At 61.7% G+C, this 15,798-nt stretch carries 13 protein-coding genes and 1 tRNA gene; all 14 read left to right on the top strand.

The features are described from left to right. A partial coding sequence (locus tag ACEWQZ_RS01080) for an EF-Tu C-terminal domain-related protein (protein ID WP_476481235.1) occupies positions 1–145 on the top strand: 145 nt, incomplete at its 5' end. A gap of 81 nt (positions 146–226) precedes the next feature. After that, a tRNA-Trp gene (locus tag ACEWQZ_RS01085) sits at positions 227–302 on the top strand. Positions 303–323: 21 nt separating this feature from the next. Next, positions 324–698, top strand: coding sequence for a preprotein translocase subunit SecE (secE, locus tag ACEWQZ_RS01090; protein WP_476481224.1), 375 nt, complete (start codon positions 324–326; stop codon positions 696–698). Then, entirely contained in the window at positions 698–1,231 is a 534-nt protein-coding gene (nusG, locus tag ACEWQZ_RS01095; protein WP_476481225.1) for a transcription termination/antitermination protein NusG, read from the top strand. Before secE ends, nusG begins: the two co-directional genes overlap by 1 nt. A gap of 179 nt (positions 1,232–1,410) precedes the next feature. Next, positions 1,411–1,845 carry a 50S ribosomal protein L11 gene (rplK, locus tag ACEWQZ_RS01100; RefSeq protein ID WP_476481226.1) on the top strand — a complete coding sequence of 145 codons (435 nt, stop codon included), beginning with the start codon at positions 1,411–1,413 and terminating at the stop codon, positions 1,843–1,845. Further along, the gene (gene rplA / locus ACEWQZ_RS01105) at positions 1,845–2,537 is read left to right on the top strand and encodes a 50S ribosomal protein L1 (RefSeq protein WP_476481227.1); all 693 of its coding nucleotides are present in this window, start codon (positions 1,845–1,847) and stop codon (positions 2,535–2,537) included. Before rplK ends, rplA begins: the two co-directional genes overlap by 1 nt. Positions 2,538–2,982: 445 nt before the next feature. Further along, the gene (rplJ, locus tag ACEWQZ_RS01110) at positions 2,983–3,510 is read left to right on the top strand and encodes a 50S ribosomal protein L10 (RefSeq protein ID WP_476481228.1); all 528 of its coding nucleotides are present in this window, start codon (positions 2,983–2,985) and stop codon (positions 3,508–3,510) included. Positions 3,511–3,562: 52 nt separating this feature from the next. After that, positions 3,563–3,946, top strand: a complete 384-nt coding sequence (gene rplL, locus ACEWQZ_RS01115; RefSeq protein ID WP_476481229.1) for a 50S ribosomal protein L7/L12 — start codon at positions 3,563–3,565, stop codon at positions 3,944–3,946. Positions 3,947–4,118: 172 nt separating this feature from the next. Next, positions 4,119–8,201: a DNA-directed RNA polymerase subunit beta gene (gene rpoB, locus ACEWQZ_RS01120; RefSeq protein ID WP_476481230.1), complete on the top strand. Its 4,083-nt coding sequence runs from the start codon at positions 4,119–4,121 to the stop codon at positions 8,199–8,201. Between the two features lie 21 nt (positions 8,202–8,222). Next, positions 8,223–12,437: a DNA-directed RNA polymerase subunit beta' gene (rpoC, locus tag ACEWQZ_RS01125; RefSeq protein WP_476481231.1), complete on the top strand. Its 4,215-nt coding sequence runs from the start codon at positions 8,223–8,225 to the stop codon at positions 12,435–12,437. Positions 12,438–12,647: 210 nt separating this feature from the next. Then, positions 12,648–13,022 carry a 30S ribosomal protein S12 gene (gene rpsL, locus ACEWQZ_RS01130; protein WP_476481232.1) on the top strand — a complete coding sequence of 125 codons (375 nt, stop codon included), beginning with the start codon at positions 12,648–12,650 and terminating at the stop codon, positions 13,020–13,022. Between the two features lie 13 nt (positions 13,023–13,035). Then, positions 13,036–13,506 carry a 30S ribosomal protein S7 gene (rpsG, locus tag ACEWQZ_RS01135; protein WP_476481233.1) on the top strand — a complete coding sequence of 157 codons (471 nt, stop codon included), beginning with the start codon at positions 13,036–13,038 and terminating at the stop codon, positions 13,504–13,506. Positions 13,507–13,533: 27 nt separating this feature from the next. Then, on the top strand, positions 13,534–15,627 hold the full coding sequence (gene fusA, locus ACEWQZ_RS01140) for an elongation factor G (protein ID WP_476481234.1): 2,094 nt from the start codon (positions 13,534–13,536) through the stop codon (positions 15,625–15,627). Positions 15,628–15,657: 30 nt separating this feature from the next. Further along, positions 15,658–15,798: GTP-binding protein (locus tag ACEWQZ_RS01145; RefSeq protein WP_476481236.1), on the top strand; the 141-nt coding region annotated here is incomplete at its 3' end.

The raw sequence follows: 15,798 nt of genomic DNA on the forward strand, positions 1-15,798 counted from the left end.
CACCGAGATGGTGATGCCCGGCGACAACGTGCAGATGACCGTCAAGCTGATCGCGCCGATCGCCATGGAAGAGGGTCTGCGCTTCGCCATTCGCGAAGGCGGCCGTACCGTGGGTGCCGGCGTGGTGTCGAAAATCATCGAGTGATGAATCGCAGGTCGGTTTTCAGCTTCGGGCCGTCCGCGGTGGTCGGCCCGGGGCTGTAGAATCAGAGCCTGCAACTGAATTAGGCGAGTAGCTCAACTGGCAGAGCAGCGGTCTCCAAAACCGCAGGTTGGGGGTTCGAGTCCCTCCTCGCCTGCCACTGATCAAGCAAGGCAACTCAATGGCTGCTGAAAAGATGTCTGCACGCGACTACCTGCTCTGGCCCGTCGGTCTGCTGATTGTTGCTGCCGGTTTTTACGGTTTTTACCACTTCGCCGGCGACGTGATCACACCGATCCGGGCCGCCGGGTTGCTGGCCGCGATCGTGATCGCGGCCTTTGTGGTTGCGCAGACCACGCGTGGGCGGGACTTCTTTTTCTTCCTGCGCGAGGCGGACGTCGAGCGCCGGAAAGTGGTCTGGCCGACTCGCAGCGAAACTGTGCAGACCACGCTGGTCGTGATCGTGCTGACGGTCGTTGCCTCGATTCTGCTGTTCATCATGGATACCGTGTTTGGCTGGATTGTTCGCCACCTGATCGGCAGTGGGGGCAGTTGATGGCCAAGCAGTGGTATGTGGTGCATGCCTACTCGGGCTTCGAGAAGGTCGTCAAGCGCTCTCTGGAAGAGCGCATCAAGCGCGCCGAGATGGAGGACATGTTCGGTGAGGTGCTGGTCCCCACCGAAGATGTCGTGGAGATGCGCAAGGGCGTGAAGCGACGCAGCGAGCGCAAGTTCTTCCCCGGCTACGTGCTTGTGGAAATGGAAATGAACGATGACACCTGGCACCTGGTCAAGGGCGTGCCCAAGGTGATGGGTTTCATCGGCGGGCGTCAGGATCGGCCAGCGCCGATCAGCGAGGCGGAAGCCGACGCCATTCTGCAGCGTGTGCAGGAGGGTGTCGACAAACCGCGGCCCAAGGTGCTCTTCGAGCCCGGCGAGATGGTACGGGTCATCGAGGGGCCATTCAACGACTTCAGTGGCGTGGTCGAAGAGATCAACTACGAAAAGAGCAGGCTGCGCGTGGCGGTGTCGATTTTCGGTAGGTCCACGCCGGTCGAGCTGGACTTCAATCAGGTGGAGAAGCTGTAACGCGCCGCGTTCCGGCTTTTCCATCCCGGACTCCGATCCGGGATCTCCTTGCAGCCGGCTCCGGGCCGGGTGAAGGAGGATCAAGGAAACCCGGACTTGCTTGCAGGTCCGGAATTTGAAACCAAACGGGGAGCCGATGGTCGTAAGTGGCCCGGCGCCAGAACCCGAGGAGATACAGAATGGCTAAGAAAGTCACCGGTTACATCAAGCTGCAGGTGCCGGCCGGCCAGGCCAACCCGAGCCCGCCCGTGGGCCCGGCGCTTGGTCAGCACGGCGTCAATATCATGGAGTTCTGCAAGGCGTTCAACGCCGAGACCCAGGACGTCGAGGCCGGGCTGCCGATCCCGGTCGTGATTACCGTTTTCAGCGATCGCAGCTTCAGCTTCGTTACCAAGACGCCGCCGGCGGCGGTGCTTCTGCGCAAGGCGGCGAATATTCAGAAAGGCTCCGGTGAGCCGAACACCAGCAAGGTGGGCACCGTGACCCGGGAGCAGCTGGCAGAGATCGCCAAGATGAAAGAGCCCGATCTGACGGCCGCCGATATCGATGCAGCGGTGCGCACCATTGCCGGTAGCGCCCGCAGCATGGGTCTGAATGTGGAAGGAGTGGAGTGATGGCCAGGTCGAAGCGTCTTCGCGCAATTCGCGAGCAAGTAGAGCCGGGCAAGGTTTACGGCGTAGATGAGGCTCTGGGCCTGCTGAGGTCGCTGAGCAAGGTCAAGTTCACCGAGTCGGTGGATGTGGCGGTTCGACTGGGCGTTGATCCGCGCAAGTCGGACCAGGTGGTTCGCGGCGCGTTGGTGCTGCCGCACGGCACGGGCAAGAGCGTCCGGGTGGCCGTGTTCGCTCAGGGCGAAAATGCCGAGAAGGCCGAGGCCGCGGGCGCCGATATCGTCGGCATGGATGATCTGGCCGAGACCATCCAGGGCGGCACCATCGACTTTGACGTCTGCATTGCCACCCCGGACGCCATGCGGGTGGTCGGCAAGCTGGGCCAGGTGCTGGGGCCGCGAGGGCTCATGCCCAACCCGAAAGTGGGTACGGTGACCACCGATGTCGAGACCGCGGTGCAGAACGCGAAGGCCGGCCAGGTTCAGTTCCGTATCGACAAGGGCGGCATTGTTCATACCACCATCGGCAAGGTTGATTTCGAGGTCGATGCCCTGCGTGAGAATCTGCAGGCGCTGGTCACCGAGCTGGTCCGCTCCAAGCCTGCTGCGGCCAAGGGGCAGTACCTGCGCAGGATCGCGGTTTCGACCACGATGGGCCCCGGGCTGATGGTCGATGCCGGCAGTTTGAGCATTTGAATTGAAAAAGCGTGAAGTGTTCAGCGTGAAGTGTGAAGAAAGGCTCCGCTGGACGCTTCAGGAAAGTTCGAAATCTGGAGTTGTGTTTGTTGTTGAGTGAGGAGTGCGAAGGCGGCTGGAGCCTGGCAGGGCGCGAGAGCGCACACAGACGGCGCTATCTTCACACTTCACACTGAACACTTGACACTCTCTCGAGCGGGCGTTCGCCTCCCCAGGGAGGTGCCCGTCCAAGACCGCGGGTCGAAAGTCGGCGTGAGCCGGCCAAGGTAATGGCTTTTGAAACAGCCGCCCGCGTAGATGGTGTCGCCCGACCTTCCCGGCAACGGGAGGAACGGCCACCAAGGATCACGGTGTAAAAACCGTGGATGGTAACGATCTCTGCAAGAGATTGAAACTGGAAACACCTGCGGAAGGAATGCAGGAATTTCCTCAACGGAGGTAGCCAATGGCGCTCACACTCGAGCAAAAGAAGGCGGTTGTGGCGGAAGTCGCCGATGCGGCGAGGACCGCGCATTCTGCGATTGCTGCCGAGTACCGTGGGCTGACCGTCAGTGAGATGACCGAGCTGCGCAAGAAGGCGCGCGGCGAAGGCGTCTACCTGAAGGTTGCCAAGAACACGCTTGTCAAGCGTGCCGTTGAGGGTACGGACTTCGAATGCATGGCCGAGAGTCTGACCGGTCCGCTGCTGTTTGCGTTTTCCATGGAGGATCCGGGTGCGGCAGCGCGCCTGATCGATGAGTACGCCAAGGATAACGACAAGCTGATCACGCGGCTGGTTGCCATCGGCGCGCAGCTGCACGATCCAGGCGAGATCAAGCGGCTGGCCAAGCTGCCGACGCGCGATCAGGCGATTGCCATGCTGATGGGTGTCATGAAGGCGCCGATCGAGAAGTTTGTTCGTACCCTTGCCGAGCCGCACACCAAGCTGGTTCGCACGGTCGCAGCGGTTCGGGACAGCAAGCAGGCTGCCTGAATCACCTTTTGACTATCAAGACAAGTTTGAATCCTATCTGGAGTAACTGAAAATGGCCGTTTCAAAAGAAGATATTCTCGAAACCATTTCCAACATGAGCGTGATGGAGGTCGTTGACCTCATCGAAGCCATGGAAGAGAAGTTCGATGTCTCTGCCGCTGCACCGGTGGCCGTTGCTGCCGGCGGCGCCGCCGGTGGTGGCGAAGCCGCTGCCGCCGAAGAGCAGACCGAGTTCGACGTGGTTCTCACCAGCTTTGGCGACAACAAGGTGGCCGTCATCAAGGCAGTCCGTGCGATCACGGGCCTGGGCCTGAAGGAAGCCAAGGGCCTGGTCGAGAGCGCACCGGCTCCGGTCAAGGAAGGCGTGGAGAAGGACGAATCGGAAGACATCAAGAAGCAGCTGGAAGAAGCGGGCGCGGCCGTCGAGGTCAAGTAACCATTCCGCAGACTCAGTTGTTTTCTGGAAGCAGGGCTGGGTGCCGAACAGGTGCCCGGCCCGCTCCCGTTTGTACCACGCAAGTGGTCGCTGCCCAGGGATGTAACCGGGTGCCACGGCAGCATTGTATGACAAGTCCCGGCCGACGCAATACCAGGTGGGAAAGAAGCTCATGAGCTACTCCTTCACGGAAAAGAAGCGCATTCGCAAGGATTTCGGCAAGCATCCACAGGTGCTCGAGGTGCCGTTCCTTCTGTCAACCCAGATCGAATCGTACAAGCAGTTCCTGCAGCAAGGTGTCTCACGGACTGATCGTCGGGAGCTGGGGCTGCAGGGGGCGCTCAATTCAGTGTTCCCGATCAGCAGTTACTCCGGCAATGCCGCGCTGGAATACGTCGATTACGAGCTGGGCAGTCCCGAGTTCGACGTCAGCGAATGCAAGCTCAGGGGCATGAGCTATACCGCGCCGCTGCGGGTCAAGGTGCGTTTGATCATCTATGACAAGGACAGTCCCGCCAAGAACAAGCGCGTCAAGGAGGTCAAGGAGCAGGACGTCTATATGGGCGACCTGCCGCTGATGACCGATACCGGTACGTTCATCGTCAACGGCACCGAGCGCGTCATCGTCAACCAGATGCACCGCTCGCCGGGCGTGTTCTACGACCATGACAAGGGCAAGACCCACTCTTCGGGCAAGCTGCTCTACTCGGCGCGGGTGATTCCCTACCGCGGATCGTGGCTGGACTTCGAGTACGACCCCAAGGATTGCATCTTCACGCGTATCGACCGTCGCCGCAAGCTGCCGGTAACGATTCTGTTGCGCGCGTTGGGTATGAATGAAGAAGAAATGCTCGATTACTTCTTCGATAAGACCCGGGTTACCTTGCGCAAGGGCGACGGCAAGATCGATCTGGTGCCGCAGCGCCTGCGCGGCGAGTCGGCGTTGTTCGATATCGTCGATGCTGACGGCAAGGTCATCGTCGAGAAGGACAGGCGAATTACCGCACGCCACGTCAAGCTCATCGAGCAGGCGGGTGTAAAGACACTCGACGTTCCCGATGACTATCTGATTGGCAAGATTCTCGCCCAGGATGTGGTCGACACCGGTTCGGGCGAACTCGTGGCCAAGGCCAATGACGAGGTCACCGAAGAGGTGCTCGAGGCCATGCGCGAGGCCAAGATCAGGCGCTTCAACGTGCTCTACGTCAATGATCTCGACCAGGGTCCCTATATCTCCAACACCTTGCGCATCGATCCCACCAGCAACGAGCTCGAAGCGCTGTGGGAGATCTACAAGATGATGCGCCCGGGTGAGCCGCCGACCAAGGAAGCGGCGCAGAACCTGTTCAACAACCTGTTCTTCACCTCCGATCGGTATGACCTGTCGGCGGTCGGTCGCATGAAGTTCAACCGCCGCGTCGGTCGCAAGGATATCGAGGGCCCGGGTGTCCTTGATCGCGACGACATTCTCGAGGTGCTGCGGGTGCTGATCGATATCCGCAACGGCAACGGCACGGTCGATGACATCGACCACCTGGGCAATCGGCGCGTACGCTCGGTCGGAGAGATGGCAGAGAATGCCTTCCGCATCGGCCTGGTGCGCGTGGAGCGCGTGGTGCGTGAGCGTTTGACCACGGTCGAGAGCGAAGGCTCTTCGCCGCAGGACCTGATCAACGCCAAGCCGGTGGCGGCTGCGGTCAAGGAGTTCTTCGGTTCATCGCAGCTGTCGCAGTTCATGGACCAGAACAATCCGCTTTCGGAAGTGACCCACAAGCGACGCGTTTCTGCACTCGGGCCGGGCGGCCTGACGCGTGAGCGCGCCGGCTTCGAAGTGCGCGATGTTCATCCGACGCACTATGGTCGCCTGTGTCCGATCGAGACGCCTGAAGGCCCCAACATCGGCCTGATCAACTCGCTGGCCTGCTATGCACGCACCAACGAGTACGGGTTTCTCGAGACTGCCTACCGTAAAGTCGGCGACAGCCAGGTCTCCGAGGAGGTCGAGTATCTGTCGGCCATCGAGGAGGGCGAGTACGTGATTGCCCAGGCCAACGCGGAGCTGGACAAGGACAAGAAATTCATCGATGAGCTCGTCCCGTGCCGCTTCCAGGGCGAGTTCACGCTCAAGCGGCCCGACGAGATCGACTACATGGACGTGTCTCCGCGGCAGATCGTGTCGGTGGCTGCTTCCATCGTTCCGTTTCTGGAGCATGACGATGCCAACCGCGCCCTGATGGGAGCCAACATGCAGCGCCAGGCCGTTCCGACGCTGCGGGTGGACAAGCCGCTGGTCGGTACCGGCATGGAACGTGCCGTGGCTACCGACTCGGGCGTGACCAAGGTTGCAAAGCGGGGTGGCGTGGTCGATCAGGTCGACGCCGGCCGGATTGTGGTTCGCGTCAACGACGACGAGGTAGGCGTCAATGATCCGGGTGTCGATATCTACAGCCTGGTCAAGTACGAGCGCTCCAACCAGAACACCTGCATGAACCAGCGTCCGCTGGTCAAGGTGGGCGACGTGATCCAGGCAGGTGACGTTCTTGCTGACGGGCCATCGACCGATCTGGGCGAACTCGCTCTCGGGCAGAACATGCTGTGTGCCTTCATGCCCTGGAACGGTTACAACTTCGAGGACTCCATCCTGATTTCCGAGCGCGTCGTCGAAGAGAACCGCTTCACTTCGATTCACATCGAAGAGCTGACCTGCGTTGCCCGCGACACCAAGCTGGGTTCCGAAGAGATTTCGGCCGACATTCCCAACGTCGGTGAGTCGACGCTGGCCAAGCTCGACGAGTCGGGCATTGTCTACATCGGCGCCGAGGTCAAGGCCGGCGATATTCTGGTTGGCAAGGTCACGCCCAAGGGCGAGGCTCAGCTGACGCCGGAAGAGAAGCTGCTGCGCGCCATCTTTGGCGAGAAGGCGTCGGACGTCAAGGACACTTCGCTGCGCGTGCCCACGGGCATGGACGGCACCGTGATCGACGTTCAGGTGTTCACCCGGGAAGGCGTGGACAAGGACGCGCGTGCGATTGCCATCGAAAAGCAGGAGATTCGCCAGGTTCGTCAGGACCTGGACGACCAGCTGCGGATCATGGAGGAGGCTATTTTTGCCCGCCTGGAGTCGGTGCTGGTCGGCAAGGTGGCCGACAAGGGCCCCTCCGGTCTGAAGAAGGGCGCAAAGGTCACCAAGACCTATCTTGGCGAACTCAAGCGCGACGACTGGTTCAAGCTGCGCATGCGCAGTGAAGAAGCGCAGGAAACGCTCGAGCGTGCTGCCCGCCAGATCGAAGGACAGCGCAAGGAGTTCGACAAGCGCTTCGAGGAGAAGAAGGAGAAGATCACGCGCGGTGACGAACTGGCACCAGCGGTGCTCAAGATGGTCAAGGTCTATCTGGCCGTCAAGCGCCACATGCAGCCGGGCGACAAGATGGCCGGGCGCCACGGTAACAAGGGCGTGATCTCGACCATCGTTCCGACCGAAGATATGCCATTCATGGAAGACGGCACGCCGGTGGATCTCATTCTCAACCCGCTGGGCGTGCCTTCGAGAATGAATATCGGGCAGGTGCTGGAAACGCATCTGGGGCTGGCCGCTCGCGGCCTGGGCCGCAAGATCGAGGAAATGCTCGAGACCGAACAGAAGACGGAGAAGATCCGCGGCTTCCTGAGCGATATCTACAACTCCGACCGGGACGGTCGCGTGGATATGGCGCAGTTCACCGAAGACGAAGTGCTGGAGATGGCCGGCAATCTCCGTGGTGGTGTACCGATGGCGACCCCGGTGTTCGACGGCGCCAACGAAGACGAGATCAAGAAGCTGCTGCAGATGGGCGACATGCCCGAAACCGGGCAGATGACGCTCTATGACGGCCGTACGGGCAATCCCTTTGATCGTCCCGTCACGGTGGGCTACATGTACATGCTCAAGCTCAACCACCTGGTGGACGACAAGATGCATGCCCGCTCGACCGGCCCGTATTCGCTGGTGACGCAGCAGCCACTGGGCGGCAAGGCCCAGTTCGGCGGGCAGCGCTTCGGCGAGATGGAGGTCTGGGCGCTGGAGGCCTATGGCGCAGCCTACACCCTGCAGGAAATGCTCACCGTCAAGTCCGACGATGTGCAGGGCCGTAACCAGATGTACAAGTCCATCGTCGACGGCAATTATCAGATGACCGCAGGCATGCCGGAGTCCTTCAACGTGCTGGTGAAGGAAATCCGCTCGCTGGGCATCAACATCGAACTCGAAGAGTCCTGATCCCCTTAGAGGAGGCAGCAAGTGCGCGACCTTTTCAATCTGTACAAGCGTCAGAACCAGATTACGGAATTTGACGCGATTCGCATCGGGCTGGCTCCGCCGGAGCTGATCCGATCCTGGTCTTTCGGCGAGGTCAAGAAGCCGGAAACCATCAACTATCGCACCTTCAGGCCGGAGCGCGAGGGGCTTTTCTGCGCCGCCGTCTTCGGGCCGGTCAAGGACTACGAGTGCCTGTGCGGCAAATACAAGCGCATGAAGCACCGCGGGGTCAAGTGCGAGAAGTGCGGCACCGAAGTGACGCTGACCAAGGTGCGCCGCGAGCGCATGGGGCATATCGACCTGGCCTCGCCGGTGGCGCACATCTGGTTCCTGAAGTCACTGCCCAGCCGTATTGGCTTGATACTCGACATGACCCTGCGGGACATCGAGCGCATTCTCTACTTCGAGTCGTACCTGGTGCTCGATCCGGGCATGACCATGCTCGAGCGTGGCCAGCTGCTGACCGACGAAGAGTATCTCGATGCGATGCAGGAATACGGCGATGAGTTCGACGCCCGCATGGGCGCCGAGGCCATCTTCGAGCTGCTCAAGAACATCGACCTCAACGCCGAGCTGGCACAGTTGCGCGAAGAGATTGCAGCAACGCGCTCACAGACCAAGATCAAGCGTCTGTCCAACCGCATCAAGCTGATGGAGGCGTTCATTGATTCGGGCAACCGTCCCGAGTACATGATCCTGACCGTGCTGCCGGTGCTGCCGCCGGATCTGCGTCCACTGGTGCCGCTTGACGGTGGTCGCTTTGCCACCTCGGATCTCAATGATCTCTACCGGCGCGTGATCAACCGCAACAATCGCCTCAAGCGTCTGCTCGAGCTCAACGCGCCCGATATCATCGTGCGCAACGAGAAACGCATGCTGCAGGAGTCGGTTGACGCACTGCTGGACAATGGTCGCCGCGGCCGCGCCATCACGGGCACCAACAAGCGCCCGCTGAAGTCGTTGGCCGACATGATCAAGGGCAAGCAGGGGCGCTTCCGCCAGAACCTGCTGGGCAAGCGCGTGGACTACTCCGGGCGCTCGGTCATTGTGGTCGGTCCCACGCTCAAGCTGCACGAGTGCGGCCTGCCCAAGAAGATGGCGCTGGAGCTGTTCAAGCCGTTCATCTTCTCCAAGCTGCAGCGTCGCGGGCTGGCCATGACCATCAAGGCGGCCAAGAAGCTGGTCGAACGCGAAGAGCCCGAAGTCTGGGATATTCTCGAAGAAGTCATCCGCGAACATCCGGTGCTGCTCAACCGCGCCCCTACGCTCCATCGGCTCGGCATCCAGGCTTTCGAGCCGGTGCTGATCGAGGGCAAGGCCATCCAGCTGCACCCGCTGGTCTGCACCGCTTACAACGCCGACTTCGACGGCGACCAGATGGCCGTTCACGTGCCGCTGTCGCTGGAGGCGCAGCTCGAGTCGCGGGCCCTGATGATGTCATCGAACAACATCCTGTCTCCGGCCAGCGGCGAGCCGATCATCGTGCCCACCCAGGACGTGGTGCTGGGGCTGTACTACATGACGCGCGAGAACGCCGGCGCCAAGGGGGAGGGCATGTACTTCTCGAGCGTTGGCGAGGTCAATCGTGCCTACTCCAATCACAAGGTGGAGCTGCAAGCGGCGGTCACCGTCCGCGTTCGCGAAGTGGAGATTGACGAGGAGGGCAACGAAACCGAAGTCCAGAATCGCTATCAGACCACGGTCGGGCGCGCGCTGCTGCGCGAGATTCTGCCGATGGGCCTGCCCTTCGAGCTGGTCAATCAGGTGCTCAAGAAAAAGCAGGTCTCGAAGCTGATCGACGAGTGCTACCGCAAGCTGGGTCTGAAAAAGACCGTGATCTTTGCCGACCAGCTGATGTACACCGGTTTTGCCTACTCAACGCGCGCCGGGGTCTCGATCTGCCTCGATGATCTCCAGGTGCCGCCGGAGAAGAAGGCCATTCTCGAGCGTGCTGAAAAGGAAGTGCTCGATATTCAGGACCAGTACGCCTCCGGCGTGGTGACGTCCGGCGAGCGCTACAACAAGGTGGTCGACATCTGGTCGCGCACCAACGAGGAAGTCGCCCGAGCGATGATGAAGCGCATCGGCAAGCGTCAGCGTGTCGACAGCGACGGTGATGAGGTCGAGGAAGACTCGATGAACTCGATCTATATCATGGCGGACTCCGGCGCCCGTGGTTCGGCGGCCCAGATTCGGCAGCTTGCCGGCATGCGCGGCCTGATGGCCAAGCCCGATGGCTCGATCATCGAGACACCGATCACGGCCAACTTCCGCGAAGGCCTCAACGTGCTTCAGTACTTCATCTCGACCCACGGTGCCCGCAAGGGGCTGGCCGATACGGCGCTCAAGACCGCCAACTCCGGCTATCTGACCCGTCGCCTGGTCGACGTGGCCCAGGACCTGGTGGTCATCGAGGAGGACTGTGGTACCGAACGTGGCCTGGAAATGCTGCCGATCGTGGAGGGCGGCGACGTCGTCGAGCCGCTGCGTCAGCGCGTGCTCGGGCGGGTGGTCGCCGAAGACATCTACCCGGCGGACAGCGACGAGGTGCTCTGCCCGCGCGGTACGCTTCTCGATGAAGAATGGGTCGAGATCCTGGAAACCAACGGCGTCGACCGCGTGCTGGTGCGTTCAGCGATCACCTGCGAGACGCGTCACGGTATCTGCGCCGCCTGCTATGGTCGGGATCTGGCGCGCGGCTCGATGGTCAATCAGGGCGAGGCCGTGGGTGTGATTGCAGCGCAGTCCATCGGCGAGCCGGGCACCCAGCTGACCATGCGCACGTTCCACATTGGTGGTGCCGCCTCAAGAGCGGTCGCCGTGGACCACATCGAGGTCAAGTCGGCGGGTACCGTGCGGCTCTACAACCTCAAGTCGGTGGAGAACGTCGACGGCAAGCTGGTCGCGGTTTCGCGCTCGGGCGAGCTGTCGCTGATTGACAGCCACGGGCGCGAGCGTGAGCGCTACAAGATCCCCTACGGTGCATTGCTGCACATCAAGGAAGGCGACAGCGTCGATGTCGGGCAGCGGGTTGCCAACTGGGACCCCCACACCCATCCCGTCGTCGTGGAGCTCGCCGGCGTGGCCAGCTTCCACGACTTCATTGCCGGCGTCACCGTCGAGGAGGAGGTCGATGAGATTACCGGCCTGACCTCGATGGTCGTCACCGACCCGAAGAAGCGCGGCTCGGAAGGCCGGGATCTGCGGCCGATGATCCGCCTGCTCGATGCAAAGGGCAAGGTCCTCAATATCCCGGGTACCGAACAGCCAGCGCAGTATTACCTGCCGGCGGGTGCGGTCATCAACTGTAGCGACGGCCAGGAGCTCAAGGTCGGGGACGTTGTGGCGCGAATTCCGCAGGCGTCTTCCAAGACCCGTGACATCACCGGTGGTCTGCCGCGGGTAGCCGACCTGTTCGAGGCCCGCAAGCCCAAGGAGGGCGCGATCCTTGCCGAAGCTACCGGGGTGGTCAGCTATGGCAAGGAAACCAAGGGCAAGCAGCGCCTGGTGATCACCGACGAGAATGGTGACACGCACGAGGAGCTGATTCCCAAGTGGCGCCAGGTGCTGGTATTTGAAGGCGAGCACATGGCCAAGGGCGAGACCGTGGTCGATGGTGAGCCCAACCCGCACGACATCCTGCGCTTGCTGGGCGTGGAGAGGCTGGCCGATTATCTGGTTCAGGAGATCCAGGACGTCTATCGTCTGCAGGGTGTGGGTATCAACGACAAGCACATCGAGGTCGTGATTCGCCAGATGTTGCGCAAGGCCGAGATCATCGATCCCGGCGACAGTGCGTTCCTCAGGGGCGAGCAGGTCGAGGCCACGCGAGCCATCGAGGAGGCCGAGCGTCTGGAGCAGGCCGGCAAGATTCCGCCGAAGTACCAGATTGTTCTGCTGGGTATCACCAAGGCCTCGCTGGCGACCGAGTCCTTCATCTCTGCGGCCTCCTTCCAGGAAACCACGCGCGTGCTCACCGAGGCCGCGGTCCGCGGCACGGTCGACAATCTGCGCGGCCTGAAGGAGAACGTGATTGTCGGGCGTCTGATCCCGGCTGGAACCGGTCGGGTCGCAGCCCGGCGCCGCAAGGAGCGGCGCCACGATGAGGCCGATGCCGAGCTGGCCGCGATGCTGCGCGCTTCGGAGGCGGAGGAGTCCAGGGCCGAGGAGTCGGCCGGCGGCGACGCCGAGGAGTGACGGAGGAGCCGTGGCGGCGCCGGTCTTCGGTGCCGCCATGGCGCTCTTCCGGGCGGGTCAGTTCTGTGCTCTGGGCTGCCGATTGTCAGGAAAGTTGCGCGCTGTTGCCAATACCCCTTGACAGCGAGCGGCGCGCCCCTTAATATTCCCGTTCTTCGACAGGCCGACTTCAACGGCCTGTCGTTTATTTTCTTGTGATAGCAAAATACTATGGCGACGATCAATCAATTGGTCCGCAAACCAAGGCGGCCCCAGGAAACGACTTCAAACGTGCCCGCGCTCGAGGCCTCACCTCAGAAGCGCGGCGTGTGCACCCGAGTGTACACCACCACGCCGAAGAAGCCGAACTCGGCCCTTCGCAAGGTCGCGCGTGTGCGCCTGACCAACGGCTACGAGGTGAGTAGCTACATCGGTGGTGAGGGGCACAACCTTCAGGAGCACTCGGTGGTGCTGATTCGTGGCGGCCGTGTCAAGGACCTTCCCGGTGTGCGTTATCACACCGTGCGCGGCAGCCTTGATACCGCCGGCGTCTCCGATCGTCGCCAGGGTCGCTCCAAGTATGGCGCCAAGCGCCCCAAGAACTGACGGAAGCAGATCAATGTCCCGCAAGCATTCGAATTTTGAGCGCGAAATCCTGCCGGATCCCCGGTTTGGCAGCGAGATGATCGCTCGTTTCATCAATATGGTGATGGTTGACGGCAAGAAGTCCGTCGCTGAGCGTATCGTCTACGGCGCCATCGACGCGATCGAGGCTCGGGGCAATGCCGAGCCGCTCGCCGGTGTCGAACAGGCGCTGGATCACGTCGCGCCGGCAGTCGAGGTCAAGTCGCGTCGCGTCGGCGGGGCCACCTATCAGGTGCCCGTCGAAGTTCGGCCGAAGCGGCAGCAGGCCCTGGCCATGCGCTGGGTCATCGACGCCGCTCGCAAGCGGGGCGAGAACAGCATGCCGCTGCGCCTGGCTGGAGAGCTCCTCGACGCCATGGAGGAGCGTGGTGCAGCCGTGAGAAGGCGCGAGGATGTTCATCGGATGGCCGAGGCCAACAAGGCGTTCGCCCACTACCGCTGGTAAGTAGCAAAGCAACCGAGGTTTCTAACAGTGTCACGCAAAACATCCATCGAGCGCTATCGGAATATCGGCATCATGGCGCACATTGATGCCGGCAAGACCACGACGACCGAGCGCATCCTGTTCTATACCGGCGTCTCCCACAAGGTTGGTGAGACCCATGAAGGCAGTGCCGTCATGGACTGGATGGATCAGGAGCAGGAGCGTGGCATCACGATCACGTCTGCGGCCACGACCTGCTTCTGGAGAGGCATGGATCGGGACTGGCCGGAGTACCGGATCAACATCATCGATACCCCGGGGCACGTCGACTTCACCATCGAGGTGGAGCGTTCGCTGCGGGTGCTCGATGGTGCCGTGGCGGTATTTTGCGCGGTCGGCGGCGTCGAGCCGCAGTCGGAGACCGTCTGGCGCCAGGCGACCAAGTATTCGGTGCCGCGCATGGCGTTCGTCAACAAGATGGACCGGACCGGGGCGAATTTCCAGCGCGTGGTCGAGCAGATCCAGGAGCGTCTCGGTGGTCACCCCGTTCCGATTCAGCTGCCGATTGGCGCCGAAGAGGAGTTCGAGGGCGTGGTTGATCTGGTTCGCATGCGCGCCATCTACTGGGACAGCGACAACATGGGCACCACCTACGAGTCCCGTGATGTTCCCGCCGAGCTTATGGCAGAGGCCGAGGCGGCGCATGAGCAGCTGGTCGAGACGGCCGCCGAGGCTTCCGAAGAGATGATGGAGAAGTACCTCGAGAGCGGCGAGCTCAGCACCAAGGAGATCGTCGCCGGCCTGCGTCAGCAGACGCTGGCCAACGAGATCGTGCCGGTTCTCTGTGGTACGGCCTTCAAGAACAAGGGTGTGCAGGCGCTGCTCGACGCCATCGTGGAGTACATGCCGTCGCCGACCGAGGTCAAGGACATTCGCGGCGTCAACGAAAACGAAGAAGAAGAGCGTCGCGCCTCCGACGACGAGGCCCCGTTTGCGGCCCTGGCCTTCAAGATCGCGACCGACCCGTTCGTGGGCTCGCTGACCTTCTTCCGCGTCTACTCCGGCGTGGTCAAGGCCGGTGACAGCGTCTTGAATCCGGTCAAGGGCAAGAAGGAGCGCGTCGGGCGTCTGTTGCAGATGCACTCCAACTCGCGCGAGGAAATCAAGGAAGTTCGCGCCGGCGACATCGCTGCCGCCGTGGGTCTCAAGGACGTCACTACCGGGGATACGCTGTGTGACCCCGCAGACGTGATCACGCTCGAGCGCATGGAGTTTCCCGATCCCGTGATCGCCGTGGCGGTCGAGCCCAAGTCCAAGGCGGACCAGGAGAAGATGGGGGTTGCCCTCGGCAAGCTGGCCCAGGAAGACCCGTCGTTCCAGGTGCGTACCGACGAGGAGTCCGGTCAGACCATCATTTCCGGCATGGGTGAGCTTCATCTCGACATTATCGTCGACCGTCTCAAGCGCGAGTTCAAGGTCGAGGCCAATGTCGGCAAGCCGCAGGTGGCCTACCGCGAGACCATTCGTCAGGCGGTCGACGCCGAAGGCAAGTTCGTGCGCCAGTCGGGCGGTCGCGGGCAGTATGGTCACGTCAAGATCAAGCTGGAGCCCATGGGCGAAGGCGGCGGCTACGAGTTCGTCAACAAGATCGTCGGCGGCGTCGTGCCCAAGGACTACATCGGTTCGGTCGACAAGGGTATTGAGGAAGCGCTTCAGAACGGCGTGCTTGCCGGCTATGAAATGGTCGACATTCGAGCCACGCTTTATGATGGCTCCTACCATGAGGTCGACTCCAGCGAGATGGCGTTCAAGATCGCCGGTTCGATGGCGTTCAAGGATGGCGCGGTTCGTGCCAAGCCGGTAATTCTCGAGCCCGTGATGCGGGTCGAGGTGGTGACGCCGGAAGAATACATGGGCGACGTGATGGGTGACTTGAATCGTCGTCGCGGCATGGTCGAGGGCATGGAAGATGCTCCGGCCGGCAAGATCATTCGCGCCAATGTGCCGCTTTCGGAAATGTTTGGTTATGCCACCGATCTGCGCTCCATGAGCCAGGGTCGCGCAAACTACGTGATGGAGTTTCTCCAGTACGAAGAGGCGCCCAGCAGCGTGGCCGAAAGCATCATCAAGAAGAGCGCCTGAGCGCAACGTATCTGAAGAGGATTTGCAGCTATGTCCAAGGCAAAGTTTGAACGCACCAAGCCGCACGTCAACGTGGGCACGATCGGTCACGTTGACCACGGCAAGACGACGCTGACGGCGGCACTGACGAAGGTGAGCGCTGAAGCGCGTGGTGGTGAGGCTCGCGCCTAC

Source organism: Wenzhouxiangella sp. YN1 (genome assembly GCF_056324145.1).